Raw genomic sequence first — 21700 nt, 5'->3', positions numbered from 1 at the left:
GCGTTACGCGCCCCCCCCCGGCGACAACGGGCCTCCTCTTGTTCCGGAGTATCCCTGTAGAGTGAGGTCATGTTTGCTCGCCTGGGCTCGCTCTTCTTTTTCCTCGTGTTCGTGTTGCCGTGGGTGACCATGACGGCGGCCTTCGACTATCTCGCCGCCTCCAACCTGGTCAGACAGGCACGGACGGCGAGCTGGCCCTCCGTGCAGGGCACCGTCATCCGGAGCGAGGTGACTTCCGTGCGCTCGAACAAGAGCACCAATCATGGCCTGAAGCTGGCCTACACCTACTCCGTCGACGGGCAGAGCCACGAGGGCAGCACCGTCCAAATCACCGAGTCGATGTCGGGAGACCGCGGGGTCGCGGAGGAGCAGATGGCACGCTACCCCGTCGGGGCGAGCGTCCCCGTCTACTACCAGCCCGAGCAGCCCTCGGAGGCGGTGCTGAAAGCGGGCCTGGACAGCTCGGAGCTGTTCCTGTTCATGCTCATGACTCCCTTCAACCTGATTGCGTTCTGGCTGGGCCGCGCAGTGGTGAGTTCCTGGAAGTCGGAGCCACCGCTCTTGTCCACCTTCGCCCGCGAGGACGGCAGCGAGTGCGTGACGCTGGAAGGGCCGTGGACGGCGGCACTGGTGTCCCTGGTCCTGTTTGGCTCCGCCGTGGTGTGCTTCCTGCTCACTGCGGGCACCATGGGCCTCGACGCACCGCTTCCCGTGGGTGTGGGGGCCTGGGCAGTCGTCATCGCCTGCGGTGTGTACGCCGGGCGGTGGTCGCGCGCGCGGGAGAGGGCCGGGCACTACGACCTGCGCCTCATCGCCCGGTCTCGAAGCCTCTCCCTGCCGCCGTACCTCAAACGGAGGCACCGGCTCGACGTCCGGTGGAGCGACGTGCTGTCACTCCGCGTCGAACCCCAGCTTCGCAAGCCCCCGGCGAAAGAGGTGGGCAGCTACCAGCTCACACTCGAGTTCTCCACCGGCGACGGCGAGGTCCGCCAGGAAGCCATCACCAGTTTCTACCAGCAGGACAAGGCAGACGCGCTGGCGCACTGGCTGCGAAAGCACCTCAAGGTGGGCGAGGCCGTTCCGGAAGAGCAGCGCTCCGCCTGACACGCATGACCCGCTCCCAATCACATCCCAAGGAGCCCGGGGTCAGGGGCTCTTCTTGAGGAGATAGCGGAGGACCGAGATGAGGCCCGAGAAGCGGAACGACGGGTCGATGTATTTTTCGAGGACGTAGAAGGCGAAGTAGTAGGCGCGGCAGGAAGCCCAGATGGCGAGGATGAGCAGCACCAGGGTCCGCCAGTCCGGCAGCTCCATGAGGATGAGCGCTGACGCCACGAGGCCGATGAGGACGAAGAGGATGGCCTTGACCCACATCCATCGGTGCGATTGCAGGTCGCGCATGCGCGAAACCTAACCCAGGCCATTCCCTTGACGCAGCAGGAGCGCCCGCGGCCCCGCGCCGGACTCCTTCGTCACTCTGCGTCCGCGATGCGTTCGAGCAGCTCGCTCAACAACAGGCTTTCGCCCTTCGAGAGCACACGGAGCCGGGCAACGGACGCACGCAGGGCCGTGGCCACCGCGCGGACCTCCGCGTTCGCCGGGGTCACCGCCTCGCTCGTTATCGCGGCCACGGCCGCCTCGCGCGCGGCGTCAGCGAGCCCGAGGTCGCGCTGGCCTTCGGGCTGGGCCAGGAGCGTGAGCACGGCCCCGGTGCCCATCGCCGACACGAGGCCGACCGCCCGCTCCTCACTGACCCGCAGCCTGCCCGCGAGCGCGATGTTCCGGATGCGGCGCCGCAGGACAGCCTCCCCGTCGCCCTGGGCGGGCGATTGCGACAACAGTTGAGGATCACTGCTCATGAGCGCGAACAGGCCGGGATGACCGAGGCCGAACGCGACGTGCATGTCCCAGCCGTCGCGAAAGTCCTGGAGCGGGTCCGGGTGCGGCCTGCGCTTGGACTTCGCCGACACGTAGCGCGCCATCTCATGCTCGATGACGGCCGCCAGGAGGCCGCGCTTGTCTCCGAAGAGCCGGTACAGCGTCGGAGCCTGCACCCCCGCGGCGGAGGCCACGGCGCGCGTGGTCGCGGCATCCGGGCCTCCGGAGGAGATGAGCTCGGCGGCGGCCTCGATGATGCGCGCGCGCACATCGGAGCCATCCGCGTCATCGGCGGCGAACTTCTCGCGGTCCGTCATGGGACGGAGATAACACGCAGCCCGATAGCGTCGCTAATGTCGAGTTGATATCGGCGCTAGCAGGCCCTATGTTATCCATGGAAACGGAAATTTGTTTCCACTGGAATCAAAGGGGTGTTCGATGATTGTGGTGACTGGAGCGACGGGGCAGCTTGGCCGTCTCATCGTGGAGAGCCTCGTCGCCCGTGTGCCGGTGGACCAGGTCGCCGTCAGCGTCCGCGACGTGGGGAAGGCCCAGGAGCTGGCGGCGCGTGGCATCCAGGTGCGCCGCGGTGACTTCGCGGACCCGGCGAGCCTCGCGCAGGCCTTCGAGGGGGCATCCCAGGTCCTGCTCGTCTCGTCGAATGCGCGGGCGTATGGCGGCGACACGCTCGCCCAGCACCGCGCCGCCATCGACGCCGCGCGGTCCGCGGGCGTCAGGCGCATCGTCTACACCAGCCACATGGCGGCGAGCCGTTCGTCGGCGTTTCCCCCCATGTTGGACCATGCCGAGACGGAGCAGTTGCTGAGCGATTCCGGTCTGCGGTGGACCGCGCTTCGCAACGGCTTCTACGCGTCGAGCGCGATGCTCCTGCTGGCGAAGGGACGGGAGACAGGCGTCTTCGAGGCGCCCGCGGACGGCAAGGTCTCCTGGACCACGCACGCGGACCTCGCGGAGGCAGCGGCCGTCATCCTGGCGAACGAGGGGCAGTACGACGGCCCGACGCCGCCGCTCACGGCCGCGCAGGCGTTCGACTTCGAAGAGCTGTGCGGCATGGCGTCGAGCATCCTCGGGCGCCCGCTCCGTCGAAGCACCGTGTCAGAGGACGAGCTGCGCGCGAAGCTCCAGGCGTCCGGCATGCCCGCTCCCGGAGTCGACATCTCGCTTGGCCTCTACCGCGCGAGCCGCGCTGGCGAGTTCGCGGCCGTCGACCCCACCCTGCGGAAGCTGCTCGGGCGCACGCCGACGGGCATGCGCGAGGTGATTGCCGCGACGCTGAGTCGAACAGACGGCGGCAAACGGTGACGCGGCGGCGAAAGAGCGATCAGAACCCTCCGACGACGTCGACCATCTTGCCATCTCGCGCCATTACCCGGAGGCGGCTGAATCCCCAGACCTTGCTTGTCTGAACTGCCTTCACCTGCAGCACGCCGTCCTGTTTGCTTCCAGACAAAGCAATCTCCATCTCGGCGACCGCGGCCTCGCCGCGAGCCTGCGTCTTCCCCGAGAAGAAGAAACTGCCACTCACAGGAGCGCCCAGTGTCTGAACGACCTGACGATGGTTCACCACCCTCGCAAGTGCCTCCTCATGGGGAAACTGGCCCCGAAACCACATGCCGCCACAGCCGCAGCACATCAACGGAAGTCCTACCAGCGCTCCGAGCCCCCACTTCAGCGTCGGCGACATTCCTGGCTCCCGGCCCTCAAAAGGCCTGACGACGTAGATGCTCAAGTAGACCATCTGGCTGCCGTGTGAAAGCACTGGTAAGCTTTCACATCCTACGGGAGGAGCATGCCATGAAGCGTTTGCTATTCATGATGCTGTTACCTATCAGCGTGTTGTCTGGGGGATGCGGCGGTGCAGTGGAAGACGGTGCTGCCACCATCGAGTCGGTCCAGCAAGCGCTCACGCCCTGTCTGTCGGAGTGCTACGGCGGCTGTGGAGGCCGTCCGGACCAACTGGAGTGTCGAGCGGACTGCCGGGACATCTGCACGGGATGCGAGAACCAGTGCCAACCGTATTGCGAAAACAGTCCGCCAGCACCAGCCTGCACGGCCTGCATGAATGAGTGCTTCTAGAGTGGCGCGGGGGCACAGGGGGAGGCCTTCACTTCACCTCCCCCTCCCCGTGACTCAATGCGAGCGGAGGATCCAGATGTTCGAGTAGTTCTTGAGATTCACTTCGACCCAGGGCTTCGTCGCGTCGACGAAGTAGACCTTGCCGCCGCTGAAGACCGCATTGAAGGCATGGCCCTGCCCCGTGGATTTGAGCGCACCTGACACGATGGCCTCGCTCCCCTCCCCCCAGGACTTCATGGCCTTCGTGACGGCCCGCCTGGTCGCGGTCTCCACCCACGTGCTCTTGAAGTAGGCCGCGAGGAAATCCGTGGTCATCGGTTCCCCGTCGATGGCCGCCATCGGAACACCCCTGCGGGTGGAGTGGAGGGCGATGGCGTAGTAGCCACAGTTGCCTCGGCCCCTGCACGACTTGACGAACACCTCCGTGGCCTGTGCACGCAACTCCGCCGCGACGTTCCCCTGGGGCGCCCCCTTGGGCGACGGCACCATGAACGAGCCGATCATGCCGACCAGCGACCCCAGCAGGCGGTACTTGCCATTCGCGTCGCCGGACGTGCTGGGCCCCAACCAGGTGTTGCGCATGTTCTGGGTGCAGCCCGGACACCAGAAGATGAAGTTGTCGCCCACGCCGGCGGAGAAGCTCGAAATCTTGTCGAGCCGGGCGTTGTAGGCGGCGACCGCGGCTTCGGCGCCCTGCTCCGTATTCGCGATGAGGATCAACGCCTCCTCCACCGTGGTACCCGCCGCGGCGAGCGAATCGAAGCTGTACGAATCGTCCATCACGATGCCGGTCAACGCGATGATGGAAGTCCGCAGCGCGAAGCCGCCCACCGTCTGGGCGCCCGAGGGCCCCAGGGAGAAGGTGGCGGTGGGCACCGGACGGTAGGCCGACTGGGGATTCGCGTCGTCGGGGGAATCGTTCAGGGACTTCACGATGTAGAGGTCGGGGTCGTTGATGACGCTCGGGCCTCCTCCCGGAACATCACCCCCTCCTCCACCGCCGCCGCCCTGGCACTCGCCGCCGCCGCAGGGGTCCAGCCCGGTGGGGTCCGACAGGTTCAGCGGGTCGTTCATCGCGAACGCGTAGGGATTCGTGGTGGCCGAGGTCCGGGGGACGGTGAGCGGATCTCTACTCAGGAACCGCCCCAGCGCCGGGTCATAGAGGCGCGCGCCGAGCTGGCTGAGATTGAACGGCGCGAGCGCGTCTCCCCAGTTCCACTGACTGCTCGTGTAGAGCAGCGTGCCCGGCTGCGCGGAGCCGGTGGACTTCGCCTCGCCAAACGGCTGGTAGTCGATGTCCTGGACGAAGATGCCCTTGAGGTCGGTCATGAAGCGGGCCCCTCGCGTCTCACCGAAGTGGAAGGCCCAATCGTCCCCCACGCCCCGCCGGGTGGCCACGATGCCGCCCGGTCCTGGAATGTGGCGGGTGACGAACTCCGTCCTCACGCCGCCAATCTTCTGCTCCTTTCGCTCGATGAGTCCGCCGAGCTTCCACTCGGCCTTCGCATCCGCGCTGGCGACATTGAGCTCCATCTTCCTCACGGAGCCGAAGGCGCCGTAGCGGAAGACGGCGGTCCCCGGAGGCCCCTCGATGGAGCGCACGTCGCCTGACGGCGCGTAGGTGACGCGGCGCCAGCCCGTCCGCGACGTGTAGTCAATCACGTTGCCCTGCGAGTCATGCCCCACGTTGCAGGGAGAGGAACCCGCGCTGGTGTTGTAGCCGATGCGGCACAACCTGTCCCGGTCGACGGCGCCCACGCTGATGGCGACGTCGCTGGTGCCCACCAGGTCGTTCTGGTTCACGAGGTTGCCGAGCGCGTCGTAGGTGTACTGCCAGTTCGTCAGCGTGGTGCTCCCGTCGGTGCGGAGCGAAGACGCGAGCCTGCCGAGCGCGTCATAGCCCACGTTCGTCTTCGGTCCCGAGGCCGCGCCATCCACAATCTCCCGGCGCGACTTCTCGCGGCCCATGGCGTCGTAGCCGAGCATGATGATGCGACGGGAACCGAAGCTGGAATGGACCGTGGCCTCGTTCAGCAGCCGGCGCCCCACGTCGGCGTAGCTCGCATCGACGCGGACCGCGTCATCGGCGTGCGCCGACTCGCGGACTCGGCCGAACACGTCCGTCACCTTCGCCTGATAGAGCTGATGGGTGCCGGCGCGGTCCGAGTAATGAATGGCATTGAGGCGGCGGGCGGAGTCGTAGGTGTAGTCGACCCACTCCGCACTGAAGCCCGTGTCGGGCAGATAGAACGCCAGCGACGCGAGCGAGCCGTCACCATGGGCCCAGGACTTCTGGACGTAGGTGTAGCCCACGTCATCGGTGTAGACCTGCGCCTCCTGCCGACCCAAGGCGTCGTAGCTGTAGAAGACGCCTCCCGTCGGAGAGAGGACCGTCGACAGCCGGCCCAGGAGGTTCCTCGGGGTGACGAGACTGGTGGGGCTCGAGCCCGTGTCGTAGAGGAAGTCATTCACCGTCTCGGAGTCCACCGTGCCGTTGACGCGTTGTTCCTGATGCGTGAGGCGACCCAGGGCGTCGTAGCGGCTGACCACGAGCCGAGGGCCCGTCGGTGCCGAGATGGATTCATTCCAACTGGTTTCGAGCGGCTCGCCCCAGTTGCTGTACTTGACCGTCTGTGCGGTGGTGTCTGGCGCCGTCCACTGGATGCGCTGGCCGAACGAGTCGTAGGCCCAGGTCCATTGCACCGGAACCGTGAAGGTGGCGGGGTCCTGGTAGCGGGTCATGCTGGTGAGCTGCCCCAGCCGGTCATGGGTGAAGGTGGCGTACTCCAGCCGGGAGCTGCTCTTCCACGTCGACCGGGAGAGCAGCCGCCCCGCGCCCGTCATCGTGGCGGACTTGATGACACCCGCCTGGGGACTGGTGGACAGCAGGGACGCGGCGTCGCGGACGCTGTGGGTCTCCAGGTGGTCCGCGAACGAGCGGGCGTAACACGCGGGGTAGCGCTCCGCGGCCTCATCCGTCACGTTGCTGTAGGCCTGGGGCCCGTGGCCGCGAATGACACACAGGGGTGTGCCATCGACGTTGAAGAAGTGCGTGGTGCCGTAGGCGGTCGCTCCATTCTGCGAGGCGGGGTACGGGTCGGCCTCGAACACCACCCGCCCGAGGGCGTCATAGGTCTTGGCGCCGGAGATCATCACGTCATTGCCGTAGCTGGCACCCAGTGAGCCCTCGGTGCGACGCGAGCGACCCAGCTCGTCCAGATACTCGATGGCGACCTGACCGGTGGCGCTGCCCTCGGTGCCCGAGGGGACCGCGTCGATGAAGGACTTGTGGACGACCCTCCAGCCCAGTGGGTCTCCACCGGTGAAGCCCAGGAAGCTCGTCGTCGACCGCACGCCAAGCGCTCCACCTGGAGGAGTCATCGTGGTGCGCACGACCCGGCCGTAGCCGTCGAAGTCCGTCCCCAGGCGGGTCTGGTTGGGGTCCAGCGTGCTGAGCGTGTCGAGGGTGAAGGGGTCGAGCGTCGCGATGGAGCCAAGCGCTGGGACTCCCGTGGCATCCACCCGCTGGCTCTCCTGGGCGAGCCCGAAGGTGTCGTACGTCAGGGTCACCTTGCGGACGGCGCCGTCCTCGCGCACGCGGGTGACGATGGAGGGGTTGCCCGCGGCGTCGTAGCTCGCCGTGTATTCGAGCACGGTGTTCAGAAGTGCCCCGGTGTTGACGTCGCGGCGCTCCCTGCTGTGGGAGGTGAGGTGTCCCGCGGAGACGGAGCCCGAGGTCAGCCCGTCATAGAACCAGGCCTCGGAGGCATAGGTGGGCAGGCCAGGCCGGAGGCAGTTCCAGAAGCGGCGCGACATGGGCGCGTGAAGCACCCGAGGGCCCGTTCCCGTCGGCGCGGCGTACTTCGTCTCGACGCAGATGTCGTCATCGCCCTGGTAGGCGTCGTTCAAGTGCTGGACGGTGATGACCCGGCCGTAGTCGTCGACGTCGAGCGCTTCGGAGCGGGTGACGACGTTGTTGGCGGAAGGCGGAGCGGCCTGGCCCCGCCAGGACTCGGCGCTGCGTTGATAGATGAAGCCACGAGAAGAGCAGGTGTCGTAGCGATTCGTGTTGGCGAGCCAGGACGCGAGGAAGTCGAGCGGATAGGCCATCTCGAAGCAATCCAGGCCCTGGTTGGTGTTGCCCGGGACAGGGGTCTCCTCGAAGAGCTTCGCGGTCCATTCGAAATGCGTGCCGCCGACCCGCCGGGGGCTGGTGGCGACATCGGTGGAGAGCAGGCCCCACGCATCCGTGGCGACGCCGGTGAGGAGGGTGATGTCGCGAGTCTTTCCAGCCAGCAGGTAGCGGCTGAAGCGGGCGAGCTTGGAGGTCTGCGACAAGGCAGGGAGGGGATACGTGTCGGTGATGGTGGCGTAGCCCTCCTGGCTCTTCTCCGTGGGGGCGCGCACCACCACCGAGCGCTGGTAGGCGGGAAGCGTGAAGGCCTGGAGCGCCGAGTCGTACATCAGCTCGGCTCCACCATAGGCATACAGCGTGGGGGACAAGTCTCCTCCGAGCCCGAGCGTTCCCCCGGTTCCCACCGAGGTGACGACGATTTCGGGGAAGGGCACCTGGTGCTTGGTGGTGCCGTCCTGCTTGGCGGAGCGGTAGCTCACGCCGGTTATCGCGCCATGGCCGTTGTCGACCTGCACGATGCGGCCGGCCTCCGGCTTGCCAGGGCGGCGGCTGGGGCCGTAGAGCTCATAGACATCCAGGCTCGAGCCGTTGAGGCGCACCACGTCCGGCTTGCCGTCGCCGTTGATGTCGTAGAGGCCGCTGGTGGTGAAGGACTTCAGGCCGTCGCACTGGTCCGTCACACTGGACAAGGTGAAGCCGCTGCCCTCCACCTCGATGGTCACCGCCGGGAGTGCGAAGCCGGCGCCAGTGCCGATGGCCACGGTCCAGGTCGAGCCGCTGACGGAGACGAAGTCCGGAATCCCATCACCGGTCAGGTCTCGAAGCCCCGTGTTCATCGCCGCGCCAAAAGTCGTGGCGCCAGGCGGGGCGGGGTTCGGCGCGACGCAGGTGGTGTTCTGAGCGGTCTTCTGGACGGAGTAGGGCCCCGGGAGCGTCAGCGTCACGGGACTGAAGCCGCGCCCCGTGCCGAGCCTGACGGTGGTCCTGTTGTCGAAGCGGTCGAGCAGGCCGTCACCGTTGACTTCGGCGAGGCCGCAGAGCACCGACTGGGTGTCGCCCGTGGTCGTCCAAAGGCCCACGCCACACTCCGTGTTGGCCAGGAGGGTGATGGGGGCGGAGAAGACGGGGCTGCCCTCCTCGATGGCCAGGCCGTAGAGATTGAGCACGGCCTCGACCTTGTTGCTGGTGTCCTGGAGCGGCCGGACCCAGATTCTCCGGGGGGCGTTGAAGACCTGGTTCGGAGTGCCGGGAATGGACGGGAACGAGGGAACCACGTCGACGCGCGATGAATTGAAGACGAAGTCGGGAAAGCCGTCACCGTTGACGTCCTTCACCTCCCAATCCGTGTATGTCTTTTCCGCGTCGGCGCTGAGTTCCCCCGAGGGGGCATCGGGGTTGTTGCATTCATGCGTGGTGTAGCCCTGGGGGTATTCGGTCCAGCCGGTCCCCGCGATGAACTTCCAGCAGGTTCCGACGACGCGCTCGCGACCGCTGAACCGGCTGGAGAGGGGCAGATAGTTGCCGGTGAGGTTGTGACCTCGGTTCAGCAGATGGGTGTAGAGATTGCCGATGCTGAAGGAGCGGCGCACCCACGTGACTCCGGAAGGTCCGGCGCCGGGCGTGTTGAGGTAGATGACCCAGCGCCCGGGTTCCGCGGCGGCGTCGATGAGGTCGACGCGGCCATCGCCGTTGACGTCGATGGCCTGACGCCAGACCTTGTCGATGTTCACCGCGGCGCTGCTGTTGGCGAAGCGATTCTGGGTGGCGCTGCGTGTCTCGAAGGCACCCGTCGTCAGGACGGTGTCCGAGAGCTGGGCGTTGAAGGTGCCCGTGCCCAGGCTGATGGTGGAGGAGGTGGCGGGTCGGTTGACGGCCACCCAGAGCTTGCCGTTCTTGGGGTAGACGAGGTCGGGAAGGCCATCGCCGGTGACGTCGGTCAGGCTCTGCCAGGTCGCGGAGCCGGTGCCGGCGGCCACGGGGGGCGCGAAGGTTCCGTCCCGAGCGGTGGCGGAGATGCGCGTGGCGTCCGGCCCGGCGGGCAGCGAGACAATCTGGGTCTTCTTGAAGGCGAGCTTGTTGTTGGTCGTCGCACTGCCGTAGCCAAAGGCCACGACGGGGAGGGCCACGAGTTCCTCCGGGGTGCCCTGGCGGCCGTACATCTTCACGCTGCTCAGGCGTTGCTGCCGGGTGTCGGCGTCCGGCTGATAGGTGAAGGCATAGGAGTGAAGCCTCTGCTTCGAGCCGGTGCAGGTGTCGCGGCTCTCGACGTCCAGGCGCTCCAGGATGCGCATCCGCGTCAGCACGCGGTCGCCAAGCAGGCTCAATGACAGGGGCGACGTCGCCGAAGGGCCATAGTTGAGGCCCACCTCGTGCTTGTAACAGTCGGACTGGGGATGGCGGTTGTAGGAGACGCGGCGCAGGTCGAGAGAGACCGCGTCTCCGCCCGGGACGGAGACGGTGGAGACGTCGTAGTCGAGTTTGACGGCGGTGCTGTCGGCGCCGGTGACGGTGCTGAGCAACCAGAGACCGGAGCCCGCGAGCTGGGAGGGCTCGATGAAGTTCCAGGTCCGCCCCCGCCCGTCGTACATCACCCAGATGCCGCCCTGCTCGCGCAGGACCAGGTCGGCGGCGTCATGGCGCGCGACCCAGGTCTGGTCTGTCTTCGGGAACAGGCTGATGGCCTGCCCCTGGAGCATGAGGGTGACCTGCTCGCGTCCCGCGGGAGCGACATTGCTCCCCATCTGCGGCTTGCGGTGGGCATAGCCCGTATCGCGGCGGATATACGAAAGGGGGATGTCCCAGCCCACGCCCGCGGCGCCAGTGCCCTGGGCTCCGGAGCGGATGGCCAGGGGGACGGGCATGCCGCCTCGCGCGACCGGCAGGTCGAGTGGAACAGAGGCCACATAGCCTCCCGTCAGGTTCACCATGCCCGGCTCGGCGCCGGTATCGGAGGCGCGTCCCGCGTAATGGCCTCCGGTGGGTGCCAGTTGCGCGGCCCCCATGACAGGCACCACCACGATGACAAGTCCCACGGCAATACACAGCCAGGACGTCCGGCCCGTCCACTTCATGCGGCCCCCTCGATGTGACAAACGTGCTCCCCAAGAGCACGGCCCGTGCGGGTCAATACACGGAAAGTGGATTCAGGGGAAGACCCGGGGGCAAGGTCCAATCCCTCTCAATGGCTTGCGCGTGGGCTCGCACGTATCGGGGCTGCTGGCCGGCCGTGGAATACACGAACGGCCGGCCCCTCGGAAGAGGAGCCGGCCGTCCATGAATCCATCCACCAGGCTCAGCGGTGCGTCAGAAGGCCACCGCCGTCATGGGCAGCACCAGCATGTCACCCTTGCGAGGGCTCACGAGGGAGCGGGCCAGGTCCACATGCACCACCGCGTGCTTGCGTGGAGCCAGGAGGGCCCGGGTGACCTCGAACCGGACGGGTACGGTGCGGACATCGAGTGAGCCCATCCGCGAGCCGTCCTCGAAGGCACCGTACTCGTCGAAGCGGACGACCACCTGGGCCGAATCCACCCCCGGCGGCAGCGTGAAGTAGCCCACGAGGCCCGCGTGGTCCCGCCTCGCGAGGTCCATCACCGTGGCCTTCATCTCCACCGGGAGGAGCTGGCCCCCGGCCGACACGGTCATGCTGTCCACGTTGACGAAGGCGCTCTCGTACGAGTGGTTCCCCACCCCCAGGATGCGGACCTCGAACTGGTTCTCCTTGTCGTTGGGTTGGAAGTCGTCCGCCCGCGCCGGAAGGAACCCACCCGACGGAGGGACCTCCGCCTCTTCGCCCGGCGCCTTCTCCTCATTGCAACCCGCGAGGACCAGCGCCCCCGCCACAGCCGCCATCCACAGCTTCCCGCTCTTCATATGGGTTTCTCCAGAATCTGAATGTTTCGATGGGACGACTCGAACCGGTGCTTAGAGGCTGCCCTTGGGCTCGACGGCGATGCTGAGGGCATGCGACGCCGACGCCGGGCCTCCGTTGAAGGACATGGGCAGCGCGCGTCGAGCGCCCTGGTCGTTGAGGGCGCGCAGCGCGTTGAGCTGCGCCTCCATGTCCTCGCGAGTGCCGGAGTCCATGGCGCTGCGGGCGCGAGCAATCCCGGTCGTCATGGCCGCGCCGAAGAGCCGCTCGTTGCAGGTCGCGGTGAGCGACTGGCGCGCCAGCTTCACGAGCAGGGACTGCTCCTCCGTGCGAGGCACCCGCCGCTGCGTCGCGGCGGGGCTCAGCCACAGGACGCCCATGGCCTCTTCCATGCTCCGCACGACGCCCACCTTGCCCAGGTCGATGTCGCCCCCCGTGGCGAGGCACGCGGACAGCGCCTCCTCATGCGTCTTGAAGTACCCCTCGTTGCGGGTGGTGTTCTTCGCCTGCACGGAGGACGGGAACGGGCATGAGGCGAAGTTCTCGTTGCCGTTGAGGCTCACCGCGCCCTTGGCGGCGACCGTGAAGGCCCCCGTCGTCAGGTTCACGGTGTAGAGCGTGTTGACCGGGTGGACCAGACCCGTCAGGTCGCTGCCATAGACATAGAAGGTGCCCGCGGCGTCGAAGGCCGCGGCGGTGGCCGTGAAGTAGAGCGCCGGCAGACCGGTGAGGCCATCCGGCGGCCCGATGGGCCCGAAGTCGGTGGTGTTGCCCGTCGCCGGGTCGAACCGCGTGAGCCGGTGGGTGGTGTCGTTATAGCCATACACCAGGTTGTCAATCGGGTTCACCGCGAAGTCGAGGAGGACCGCCAGGCTCGGAGCGGGGCCGCTGGAGATGACGGTGCCGGTGGACAGGTTGATGCGCGCGTACGTGGGGATGAGGCTGGAGCCGGGACCGGCGTAGACGAGGTAGGTCCCGTCCTGGAGGACGGTGCCCGCCCGGTACGTGGAGAGGATGTTCAGCTCGGGCAGCGGGCCCACGGTGGTGACGACGCCGTTCGCGTCGATGCGCACGAGCGACTTGCCCAGCAGGGCGTTGTCGATGGCATAGATGTAGCCATCCAGGTGGTTGAAGGCCGTGGCGCCGTAGAACATGCTCGCGTTGGCCAGCGGCGTCAGGGCCGCGGTGGCGGGGTCCATCTCGCTCAGTCGGGTGTTGGGGAGCCCCAGGCCGCTGTCCGAGTAGTACAGCGTGTCGTCGCAGGTAAACCTGTTGTCGGGCATGCAGTTGACCCGCACGCTGCTCTGCGCGGTACCGCTGTCCCAGGAAGCCGCGAACGTGTTGGTGAACGACGCATTGGGAAGCGGGCCCGGTGTCGTCGGGTCGTCATCCGCATTGCCCAGGGTGATGCAGTCCTCGAAGCTGCTGATGGTGCCGTTGAAGTAGGAGATGAGGTTGCCATCCACGGGCACCGACTGCGGAAGCGGAGGGGTGAACGTCCAGCCGTAGGGCGCCAGCAGGGGGTCTGTCGCGGTCAACAGCGTCGAAGGCAAGGTGGGATGGGAGTTGAGGGCGACTGTCGTGACGACCACCGTCGTCGGGTACGACGTGACGTCGAGCGTCTGACGCCCGTTGACGAGCTTCAAGACGACGAAATCATGTGCCTGCGCCGCGCCCCCCACCATCACCGTCGCCGCCGCAATGGCAGCTCTCCATGACTGATGCATTTGCCGCTCCTTCAGAGCACGGAATCCTCCCATATTGGGAAGTTCCGTTCTCTCCCGTTACACCTGACGTGCCATGACAGGGAACGCTGTTTCCCATCAGGAATTGAATAGACAAGCAGGTCCGGCGGTACGACAAACGCAACATCACGACACCTCGTCGAACCACGGCGTCGAAGATTTGTCGGACATAACGTGCACGTCGCACGTTTCTTTCAATGGAGCGGGGCTCCGCTCCAGTTGAGTGGCGGACGACGCCGGTGCGGGGAGGACGCTCAGGGTCGCAGGCGGAAGGGAACCTTGACCACGCGGTAGACGGAGACGGGCCGCCCTTCCAGCATCGCCGGCTGGTAGCGCCAGGTGCGCACCGCGCGCGTCGCGGCGGATGCGAAGGGCTCATCGCCCCGCATCACGGTGACGTCTCGCACCTCCCCGAGCTCCGTGACGACCAGTTTGAGAACGACCAGCCCCTCTCGCCCCACCGCACGCGCGTCCTGCGGAAACTCCGGCTGGAGGTTCCCCGCGAGCTCCACGGGGGGCTTCGCGTTCTCTGGCAGTTGGATGGGCCCGGAGGTGGGGGATGCCCGGGCGGGCGCTCCCACCCCGGTCCTGGACGGTTCCGATGAAGGCTTCGCGTCGGCCGGGGCATCCAGGGGCATGGGGGCACTGAGCGAAGGACCCGTCATCCACTCGGAGGCGCCGGCCGCCTCCGCGCCGACGGCCGACGCACCCGAGCTCACACGGCCCCCGCGCTCGCGCTGCAGCCGATGGTTCAAGAGCACCTGGCCTGAGCCCCCCGCGAGCACGCGGTCCGAGCGGTACCCCTCCCGTACGAACGTCAGCTCCGCGGTGGCCATGCCACCCGCGTCCGGCGGCAACTCCAGCACGAAGGGCGTGGTGCCCCGCTCCACGCCCATCCAGAGGACGCGCGCGCCCTCCGGCTGGCTGGAGATGTGGAAGCGCACGGACCGAGGAGGAGGCGGCGCCACCTTGGCGGGAGGCTCCTGGCGCACCGGCGCGGCCGGAGGCGCTGGGACGAACACCGGCGCTGATTCCACGGGCATGGGAGGACGGCGTGCACCGAGCAGGTAGGCCCCGCTCCCGCAGACGACCAGCGCCCCCAGCGCCGCTACGCTCACGATGGCCTTGCGGCGGAGGCTCGGACTTGAAACGGCGGGACGGAGTGGGGAGGACTCGTCCAGGCTGATGTCCAGCACCAGGGTGCCCTGGGCGCCGCTGGGGGTGGATGGCGTCGACAAGGCAACGGGAATGCGGGTGGGCGCGGTCAGGCTCTCGCGAGGGCCGGTATCCGTCGCGCCGGCGGTCCCCATGCCCGTCGCCGCGCGCAGGGCCTCCAGGAGCGCATCCATGGAGTCGTAGCGATGCGTGGGCTGCTTCTCCAGACAGCGGCGCACCACGGCCTCCACGGACTCGGGAAGGGCCAGGTCCGGACGCACCGCCTGGAAGCGGGGTGGCGGCTCCTTGTGATGCGCGAAGATGAGCTCCAGCGGGTCCTGCATCAGGAAGGGGGGGCGCCCCATGAGCATCTGGTACAGCAGCACGCCCAGCGCGTAGACGTCACTGCGGGCATCCGCGAGGTTGCGCGCCTGCTCCGGGGCCATGTACGTGGGCGAGCCCAGGAACATGCCGCCCTGGGTGATGTCCGGCACCGACAGGTGACTTTCGCCTTGCACGACGAAGGGCTTCACCAGACCGAAGTCGAGCACCTTCACGTGGTCGCGCTCGGCGCTCCCCTCCTCCACCAGCAGCATGACGTTGGCGGGCTTCAGGTCGCGGTGCACCACTCCGAGCCGGTGCGCTTCACGCAGCGAGCGACACACCTGTTGAGCGATATCCACCGCGCGCGGCCAGTGCAGGGGCCCGGCGGCCAGGTGCTCCGCCAGCGTGCGCCCCTCCAGGTACTCCATGGCGATGTAGAAGGTCCCGTCGTCCGTCTTCCCGTAGTCGATGATGGTGACGGTGTTCGGGTGGCGGAGCTTCGCGGTGATGCTGGCTTCCAGGAGGAAGCGTCGCTGGAACTCCGGGTCATTGGCGGTGGGGAACGTGGGGCTCAGCACCTTGAGCGCCACCATCCGTTCGAGCGGGAGTTGCAGGGCGCGATACACCCGCCCCATGCCCCCGGCGCCCAGGGGCGCCAGGATTCGGAAGCGCTCGTGGAGCACCTGGCCGAGGAGCGGGTCCACCAGCGAATGAGACGAGGTCGAAGGGCGCGGGTCGGTCTGCATGGCGAACACCTGCGCCAGACCGTCGCATGCAGCCGTCACGGCGGCGTGCCGTCCACATCACGTCCCGGCCAACACCCCGTCACGGCAGCCCGGATGACGCACTGGCGAGGCCGTCACAGGTCCTCCATCCCCATCCTGGGCGGACCGCACCTGAACGAATGAGATTGTTTCCATGGACACGCTCACCGGAGCCACTGGCCGAGCCGGTCCCAGCGGATGCCGCCCTCGGGCTTTCGTGAGAAGAAGATGTAGGAACCCACACCGCGAACGTTGACTTCCGGCACGGCACCAAAGTGGCGCGAGTCCAAGCTGTTGTCGCGGTTGTCTCCCAGGACGAAGAGGTGCCCCGCTGGGACCTTGCAGTTCGTGCCCTCGAGCGCGAGGTGTGCCGGGCAGTTGCCCCCTTCGTCCGGGAGGGACATTCCATCCTCGCCGCCCTGGCTGCGGTAGTTGAGTGTGCCTGATGTTTCCTCATACACCGCGCATCCAGGGTTCACCCGCGCCGGGCCATTCACGACGCAAGCATCCTCGGTGCGCCGACGTGGAACAGGCTGGCCATTCAGCCACACCCTGCCCGCCGAGATCCGCACCGAGTCTCCAGCCACGGCGATGACTCGCTTGAGATAGGGAGCTTCGGCGGCGTGCGGAGGAACGAACACCAGAACCTCACCGCGTCGCGGAGGGCGACGCTGAAGTGGAGGCGCGACGCTCGAGTCCGCCATGAGTTCATCTCCCGGCAGGAGGGAGGGCTCCATGCCCCCGGACGGTATGCGCCAGGGCTCCACGACGATGGCGCGAATCCCCTTCAGCGCCACGCTGCCCCCGAGCCAGAATCCCGCGGCCATCAGCAGTGCGCGCCACAGGGAAGGAACGCCCGAAGCAGGTGGAGCCACGCGCACCACATCCACGACGGCGGCAAGGCTCAGCGCCAGCACCGCCACCACACCGACGAAGCCCACGACCGGCAGGCTCGCGCTGAGCACCACGAGGGACCCTGCCCACAGCGCTCCGCGCATCCACCGCCCCAAGAGGGCATGCCCCACACCGGGGCAGCCCATCAGCGTGAGGAGGATCGCCGCCGTCCTGTGCCAGCGTGAGAGACGCCGGGGCTGGGAATTGGCGCATTCAGTTTCGACCGTCATCACTGGAGCATCCACGAAGAGCGCGCGCCATGCCCTGAATTTCTGGGCCCACGCGTGCCTGGAGCCATGGCGTCGTCCTGCCCTCGCCTGACAACCCACACATAAAGCCAGACTTGATTCAACCCTCAAAACAATGCATCGCAAACCACCGATACCGCGACCGCCTGCCACGGCGTCGCGCATTGGGGGGCGACAGCAACGTCTACACGACCTTCGTCCCCCCGGACCCAGCGGAGCATCCCCGTCTCGAAATCGTCTGCTGACGGGGCTCCCCTCACTCCCGGTGCGGCTCCTGCTATCCTCGCCGGATGCGTTTCCGCGCCCTCGCCGTCTCCATGCTCTGCGCCTCGGTCCTCTGGCCGCTCCGGGTCCTCGCCTGCATCAACTCGATGGATGCGAGCACCCGGGACTTCACCCAGTCCTTCTGGGTCGACCTGGGCCTCTGGAGCGTGGGCGCGGTGTTCCTGAACCGCGTCGTCCTCTTCGACGCACAGAGGCCGACCGCGAAGCACCCGCCCGGGCCGTCCAGGTTCCGACGGGCCTTCTTCCTGCTCGTCAGTGCCGCGTTCGTCTTGCTGCTGGCCGTCATCCTGGCGGGCGCGCCGCTGCTCAACTTCGACGCGGAAGACTTCGCCAGGTGCGCGGTGAGTCTCCCCATGCTGTTGGTGCTGGTGGCAAGCCCCGTGGTGCTCTTCAGCCTGCAATCCGCCTTCTTCCACGGCCCGGGCGTCCGGCTGTTCCGTCACAGGCAAAGGGGCGCCCTCGCGAGCTTGTTGCTCTCGTCCCTCCTGCTCGTCATCGGGGTGGGGGTGACCCGCGAGGTGTTCATCCTCCCGAACCTCTGCCATACGCCCCCGCACCCGGTCTTCCCCAACAACACATACTGAGCTGGCCTGGCTCCTCCCTCCGTGGACCTTCGCTCCCTTCCGCTGGCCTATCTCGCCGGTGCCGCGTTCCTGGTGGCCACGGCCGCGGGAGGCTTCGTCCTGGTCCGCGACGCCGACGTGCTGGCGCTGCGCCTTCCAACGAAGGTCCTGGCCCCCACGAAGCGCGCGCTGGAGAGCCCGCGAGACGCGGTGGAGCATTTCCAATGCAATCGGTGCCACGTGGTGCCCGGCATCGAACCCGCGTCGGCGCCACTGAGCGAGAACTGCGTGACGTGCCACCAGGCCATCACCGCCGGGCGGCTCGACCTCTGGTACAAGGAAATAGAAGTCCAGCGGTGGAAGGGGAACCTCACGCACCTGGTGAGGACCCCAGACCTCGGCTCGTTGGGCCTGCGCGTCAAGCGGAGCTGGCTCATCGCCTGGCTCCAGGCACCGCACGTGGTGAGACCCCTCTATGGAGCCACCATGCCCCGGATGAAGGTGGGTCCAAGGGACGCCGGGCTCATCGCCGACTTCCTCTCCGTGACAGAGGAGGAGTCCGGGGAGCCCGCACGAGGTGACGTGGAGGCGGGCCGGGCGCTCTACGAGAAGAACGCGTGCGCGAGCTGTCATTTCCATGGAGACGCCCCGCTCCCAGCTCCGCGCTACGGTGCACCCGAGTTCCGCGTCGCCTCGGCCCGGAGGCGGGCGCCCGACCTGCGGTATGTGCGCGGCCGGATGTCACTCGCGCAGACACGGAGCTGGCTGAGCGCTCCCCACAGCATCCTCCCCGACACGGAGATGCCCACGTTCTCGTTCAGCCCGAAGGAGGTCGAGGACCTGGTGACCTTCCTGCGTGAGCCCGTGCCCGAGGTGGCCGTCGAGCCTCGCCCGAATGCATACAAGCCTCGCCTGCTCGAGCGCGAGGTGCACTACCCCGAGGTCGCGCGGAAGCTCTCACGCCACCTCTGCTTCCACTGTCACTCCGACAGCAGGCGCGCGGGAGACCAGGGGCCGGGCAACAGCGGCGGCTTTGGCTACGACGGCGTCTCGCTCGACCTGGCCACGCGGGCAGGCATCGTCCGTGGAATCAAACGGGACGGTCACTTCCGCGGGCTCCCGGACCGGCTGGAGGATGGCACGCCCCGGCTGGTGGCGAGCCTGCTCGCGCGCCACGCGGAGCTGGACGGGCATTTCCAGCCGGCCGTGCTGGGCATGCCCTTGGGCCTTCCTCCCATTCCAGAGGAGGATATCGACCTCATCTCCACGTGGATTGAACAAGGCGCACCCGAGTAGGGGCGGGCCGGCGCGCGGTGGAACTCGGGCCTCCGGACGGCGGGCTCACGGCGCGAGCGGATAGTCCGTGTAGCCCTTCTCGTCGGGCGTGTAGAACGTCGCGAAGTCGGGCTGGGCCAGCGGCAGGCCGTCGCGCAGGTGCGTCGGGAGCCGAGGGTTCGCGATGAACGGGCGGGCGAATGCGAACAGGTCTCCATGCCCCGCCGCGAGGTCGGCTTCGGCGCGCGCACGGTCGTAGCCTCCCGCGAGGATGAGGGTGCCCCCAAAGGCCTTGCGAATCTTGTCCTTCACGCTCGCGGGCACGGTCGGCATGCCCAGCCCGGAGTGGTCGACCACGTGCATGTAGACGAGGCCGAGCTTCTTCAGCTCGCCGGCGAGCGTCTCGTGCAGTTCCTCCACCTGGACGTCGTCGGAGCGCAGGCCGCCGCCACTGCTGTAGGGCGACACACGGATGCCCAGCCGATCACCGCCGATGCGCGCGGCCGTGCGCTTCGCGATCTCCACGGCGAACCGGATGCGGTTCGCCACGCTGCCACCCCACTCGTCGGTGCGCTGGTTCGCGGCGGTGTTGAGGAACTGCTCGATGAGGTAGCCGTTCGCGCCATGCAGCTCGACACCATCGAAGCCCGCCTCCATCGCGAGCTCCGCCGAGTGCGCGAACTCCTCGATGGCGCGTTCGACCTCCTCCGCCGTCAGCGCGTGGGCCACGGGAACCGGCAACTGGCCCTTGCCATCCACCCACATCTTGCTGTCCCACTCCACCGCCGACGGTCCGACCATGCGCGCACCGCTCGGCAGGTTGTCCGGGTGCGTGACGCGCCCCGTGTGCATGAGCTGGACGAAGATGCGCGACCCCGCCGCGTGGACCGCGTCGGTCGTCTTCTTCCAGCCCGCGACGTGCTCCGCGTTGAACAAGCCCGGGATGCGTGCGTACCCCAGGCCGTCAGGCGACGGCGACGTGCCCTCGGTGATGATGAGGCCCGCCTCGGCGCGCTGCGCGTAGTAGCGGGCCATCAGCTCGTTGGGCACGTTGCCAATCGCGCGCGAGCGCGTCATCGGCGACATCACGATGCGGTTGGCGAGGGACACGCGTCCCAGCGTGTAACGGGAGAAGAGCGTCGAGGTCGTCGTCATGGTTCTCTCGGGGAGCAGGGGAGGTGGCCGCCGTTCTCACCGCCAGCGTCGACGGTGTTGCGGTAGACCTTCCCGGGGCACATGTTCTGGAAGATTTAGTTTCTTTCCGGAAAGAAATAAACTCCGACCCACGGGTTGTCAAGGCTGCGAGCGCTGTCATGGGAAGACCTAGGGAAGTCACGGATGAGCAGATCCTCGTCGCGGCGCGGCGCTGCTTCCTTGAACGCGGCGCGGGCGTCTCGGCGGCCGATATCGGGCGCGAGCTCGGGGTGAGCCACACGACGCTCTTCAACCGCTTCGGCTCGAAAGAGGGGTTGATGCTCGCGGCGCTCGGCCCGCCCAAGGAGATTGAGTGGGTGGTGGCGCTCGACAAGGGTCCCGACAAGCGCCCGATTCGTGAGCAACTCATCGAGCACGCGAAGGTGATGTCCCACTTCTTCCAGGACCTGCAGGCGGGTTTCGGAATCCTGCAGGCCGCTGGCGTCGACCCTGGAAAAGCCCACCGTGCGTGCACGGGAGAGTCAGGGCCAGAGCAGGCGTACCGCGCGCTGGTGTCGTGGCTCACTCGCGCCCAGCAGCAAGGGCGGCTGGCCAGGTGTGACGTCGGCACGCTCGCTTCGACGATTCTCGCCGCGCTCCAGGGCTGGGCATTCACGGCCCGAATCTGCGGCGGGCCGGCGCGCGCGGCCGCGAGCGGCGACTACGTCGAGCGCTTCATCGACGTCCTTTGGAATGGCATTGGCAGCCGGACGCCCTCCGCTTGATTCGCGGAATGGCGGAGCTGCTCGCCTGGTCCTCCGCACGAGGTAACCCGCCGGAATCAGGACCTCTCACACGGGGCGGCGCGCTTTCGTCACCCTTCCGGGGCAGGGAGGAATTCCACGCAATGGGAAGGGGCACTCGTTCGAATCACTGACCGTGTGCCCCTCTGGCAACCACGGCAGAAGCCCCGCCATTCCCGCGCCCCCTTGGTCGCCCGGAAAGTCCCACATGCTGAGATTCTAGTGCGTGCCCAATTTTGGAGAATCTCCAGGACAATGGGATTGTGCAGGGAGCATGTCCGACATCCTCGACACTCCCAGCAGCCCCCCAGACAGACTGTGTCTCGTATTGCAGCGCCTCGCGCGCATACCTGAATACAGCTGTTGACATGTTTCACTGGTGGCTCGACCACCGAGTGCCTCAGCCAGGACGTCAGCCATTCGTGCGGCAGGATTGGTGACGCAGCCCGGCCCCTTCTATCCCGTGACGCCGCATCGACAGCATGTCGGGCGGCAAGTGCTCGCGCCACCTGGTCCCCCCAGGGTTGGC

General features: G+C 67.5%; 14 protein-coding genes. 5 read left to right on the top strand and 9 right to left on the bottom strand.

All coding sequences use genetic code 11. The annotated features are described in order from the left end of the window. Window positions 1–69: 69 nt before the first annotated feature. The gene (locus HUW62_RS00160) at window positions 70–1104 is read left to right on the top strand and encodes a DUF3592 domain-containing protein (protein ID WP_176433191.1); all 1035 of its coding nucleotides are present in this window, start codon (window positions 70–72) and stop codon (window positions 1102–1104) included. 42 nt (window positions 1105–1146) lie between these two features. On the opposite strand, the gene HUW62_RS00155 is transcribed toward HUW62_RS00160, so the two are convergent. Beyond that, a complete protein-coding gene (locus tag HUW62_RS00155) occupies window positions 1147–1401 on the bottom strand; it encodes a hypothetical protein (protein WP_176433190.1) in 255 nt (84 codons plus the stop codon). A 71-nt stretch (window positions 1402–1472) separates the two neighbouring features. Next, complete coding sequence (locus HUW62_RS00150) at window positions 1473–2195, bottom strand: TetR/AcrR family transcriptional regulator (protein ID WP_176433189.1); 723 nt, start codon at window positions 2193–2195, stop codon at window positions 1473–1475. 121 nt (window positions 2196–2316) lie between these two features. Between HUW62_RS00150 and HUW62_RS00145 the strand changes: the two genes are divergently transcribed. Further along, window positions 2317–3201 (top strand): SDR family oxidoreductase, encoded by an 885-nt coding sequence (locus tag HUW62_RS00145; protein ID WP_176433188.1) that lies wholly within the window; start codon window positions 2317–2319, stop codon window positions 3199–3201. Window positions 3202–3220: 19 nt separating this feature from the next. Here the strand turns inward: HUW62_RS00145 and HUW62_RS00140 are convergent, their stop codons facing one another. From HUW62_RS00140 to lepB, 6 genes are all read right to left on the bottom strand, one after another. Further along, entirely contained in the window at window positions 3221–3628 is a 408-nt protein-coding gene (locus HUW62_RS00140) for a cytochrome c oxidase assembly factor Coa1 family protein (RefSeq protein WP_176433187.1), read from the bottom strand. A 401-nt stretch (window positions 3629–4029) separates the two neighbouring features. Continuing rightward, window positions 4030–11181 carry an RHS repeat-associated core domain-containing protein gene (locus tag HUW62_RS00135; protein ID WP_176433186.1) on the bottom strand — a complete coding sequence of 2384 codons (7152 nt, stop codon included), beginning with the start codon at window positions 11179–11181 and terminating at the stop codon, window positions 4030–4032. Between the two features lie 232 nt (window positions 11182–11413). Further along, window positions 11414–11983 (bottom strand): hypothetical protein, encoded by a 570-nt coding sequence (locus tag HUW62_RS00130; protein ID WP_163866601.1) that lies wholly within the window; start codon window positions 11981–11983, stop codon window positions 11414–11416. 51 nt (window positions 11984–12034) lie between these two features. Further along, on the bottom strand, window positions 12035–13708 hold the full coding sequence (locus tag HUW62_RS00125; RefSeq protein WP_163866600.1) for a hypothetical protein: 1674 nt from the start codon (window positions 13706–13708) through the stop codon (window positions 12035–12037). Window positions 13709–13980: 272 nt separating this feature from the next. After that, window positions 13981–15990, bottom strand: a complete 2010-nt coding sequence (locus tag HUW62_RS00120; RefSeq protein ID WP_368670309.1) for a TonB family protein — start codon at window positions 15988–15990, stop codon at window positions 13981–13983. 143 nt (window positions 15991–16133) lie between these two features. Beyond that, the gene (gene lepB / locus HUW62_RS00115; RefSeq protein WP_176433184.1) at window positions 16134–16967 is read right to left on the bottom strand and encodes a signal peptidase I; all 834 of its coding nucleotides are present in this window, start codon (window positions 16965–16967) and stop codon (window positions 16134–16136) included. 434 nt (window positions 16968–17401) lie between these two features. On the opposite strand from lepB, the gene HUW62_RS00110 reads away from it, so the two are divergent. Both HUW62_RS00110 and HUW62_RS00105 read left to right on the top strand, forming a co-directional pair. Further along, on the top strand, window positions 17402–17980 hold the full coding sequence (locus HUW62_RS00110) for a hypothetical protein (protein WP_176433183.1): 579 nt from the start codon (window positions 17402–17404) through the stop codon (window positions 17978–17980). Window positions 17981–18001: 21 nt separating this feature from the next. After that, the gene (locus HUW62_RS00105; protein WP_176433182.1) at window positions 18002–19255 is read left to right on the top strand and encodes a cytochrome c; all 1254 of its coding nucleotides are present in this window, start codon (window positions 18002–18004) and stop codon (window positions 19253–19255) included. Window positions 19256–19300: 45 nt separating this feature from the next. On the opposite strand, the gene HUW62_RS00100 is transcribed toward HUW62_RS00105, so the two are convergent. Continuing rightward, window positions 19301–20389 (bottom strand): alkene reductase, encoded by a 1089-nt coding sequence (locus HUW62_RS00100; protein WP_163866598.1) that lies wholly within the window; start codon window positions 20387–20389, stop codon window positions 19301–19303. Between the two features lie 158 nt (window positions 20390–20547). On the opposite strand from HUW62_RS00100, the gene HUW62_RS00095 reads away from it, so the two are divergent. Continuing rightward, entirely contained in the window at window positions 20548–21153 is a 606-nt protein-coding gene (locus HUW62_RS00095; protein WP_176433181.1) for a TetR/AcrR family transcriptional regulator, read from the top strand. Window positions 21154–21700 lie beyond the last annotated feature (547 nt).

It is taken from the genome of Myxococcus sp. AM011 (assembly GCF_013372595.1).
Classification (GTDB): domain Bacteria; phylum Myxococcota; class Myxococcia; order Myxococcales; family Myxococcaceae; genus Myxococcus; species Myxococcus eversor.
This window is presented reverse-complemented; position numbering and strand designations above follow the sequence as displayed.

What these genes read in the sequence shown, in the direction of transcription:
- HUW62_RS00160 (WP_176433191.1), top strand. Translation starts at nt 70, where the DNA reads ATGTTTGCTCGCCTGGGCTCGCTCTTCTTTTTCCTCGTGTTCGTGTTG.
- HUW62_RS00155 (WP_176433190.1), bottom strand. Translation starts at nt 1,401, where the DNA reads ATGCGCGACCTGCAATCGCACCGATGGATGTGGGTCAAGGCCATCCTC.
- HUW62_RS00150 (WP_176433189.1), bottom strand. Translation starts at nt 2,195, where the DNA reads ATGACGGACCGCGAGAAGTTCGCCGCCGATGACGCGGATGGCTCCGAT.
- HUW62_RS00145 (WP_176433188.1), top strand. Translation starts at nt 2,317, where the DNA reads ATGATTGTGGTGACTGGAGCGACGGGGCAGCTTGGCCGTCTCATCGTG.
- HUW62_RS00135 (WP_176433186.1), bottom strand. Translation starts at nt 11,181, where the DNA reads ATGAAGTGGACGGGCCGGACGTCCTGGCTGTGTATTGCCGTGGGACTT.
- HUW62_RS00130 (WP_163866601.1), bottom strand. Translation starts at nt 11,983, where the DNA reads ATGAAGAGCGGGAAGCTGTGGATGGCGGCTGTGGCGGGGGCGCTGGTC.
- HUW62_RS00125 (WP_163866600.1), bottom strand. Translation starts at nt 13,708, where the DNA reads ATGCATCAGTCATGGAGAGCTGCCATTGCGGCGGCGACGGTGATGGTG.
- lepB (WP_176433184.1), bottom strand. Translation starts at nt 16,967, where the DNA reads ATGCGCGGAGCGCTGTGGGCAGGGTCCCTCGTGGTGCTCAGCGCGAGC.
- HUW62_RS00110 (WP_176433183.1), top strand. Translation starts at nt 17,402, where the DNA reads ATGCGTTTCCGCGCCCTCGCCGTCTCCATGCTCTGCGCCTCGGTCCTC.
- HUW62_RS00100 (WP_163866598.1), bottom strand. Translation starts at nt 20,389, where the DNA reads ATGACGACGACCTCGACGCTCTTCTCCCGTTACACGCTGGGACGCGTG.
- HUW62_RS00095 (WP_176433181.1), top strand. Translation starts at nt 20,548, where the DNA reads ATGGGAAGACCTAGGGAAGTCACGGATGAGCAGATCCTCGTCGCGGCG.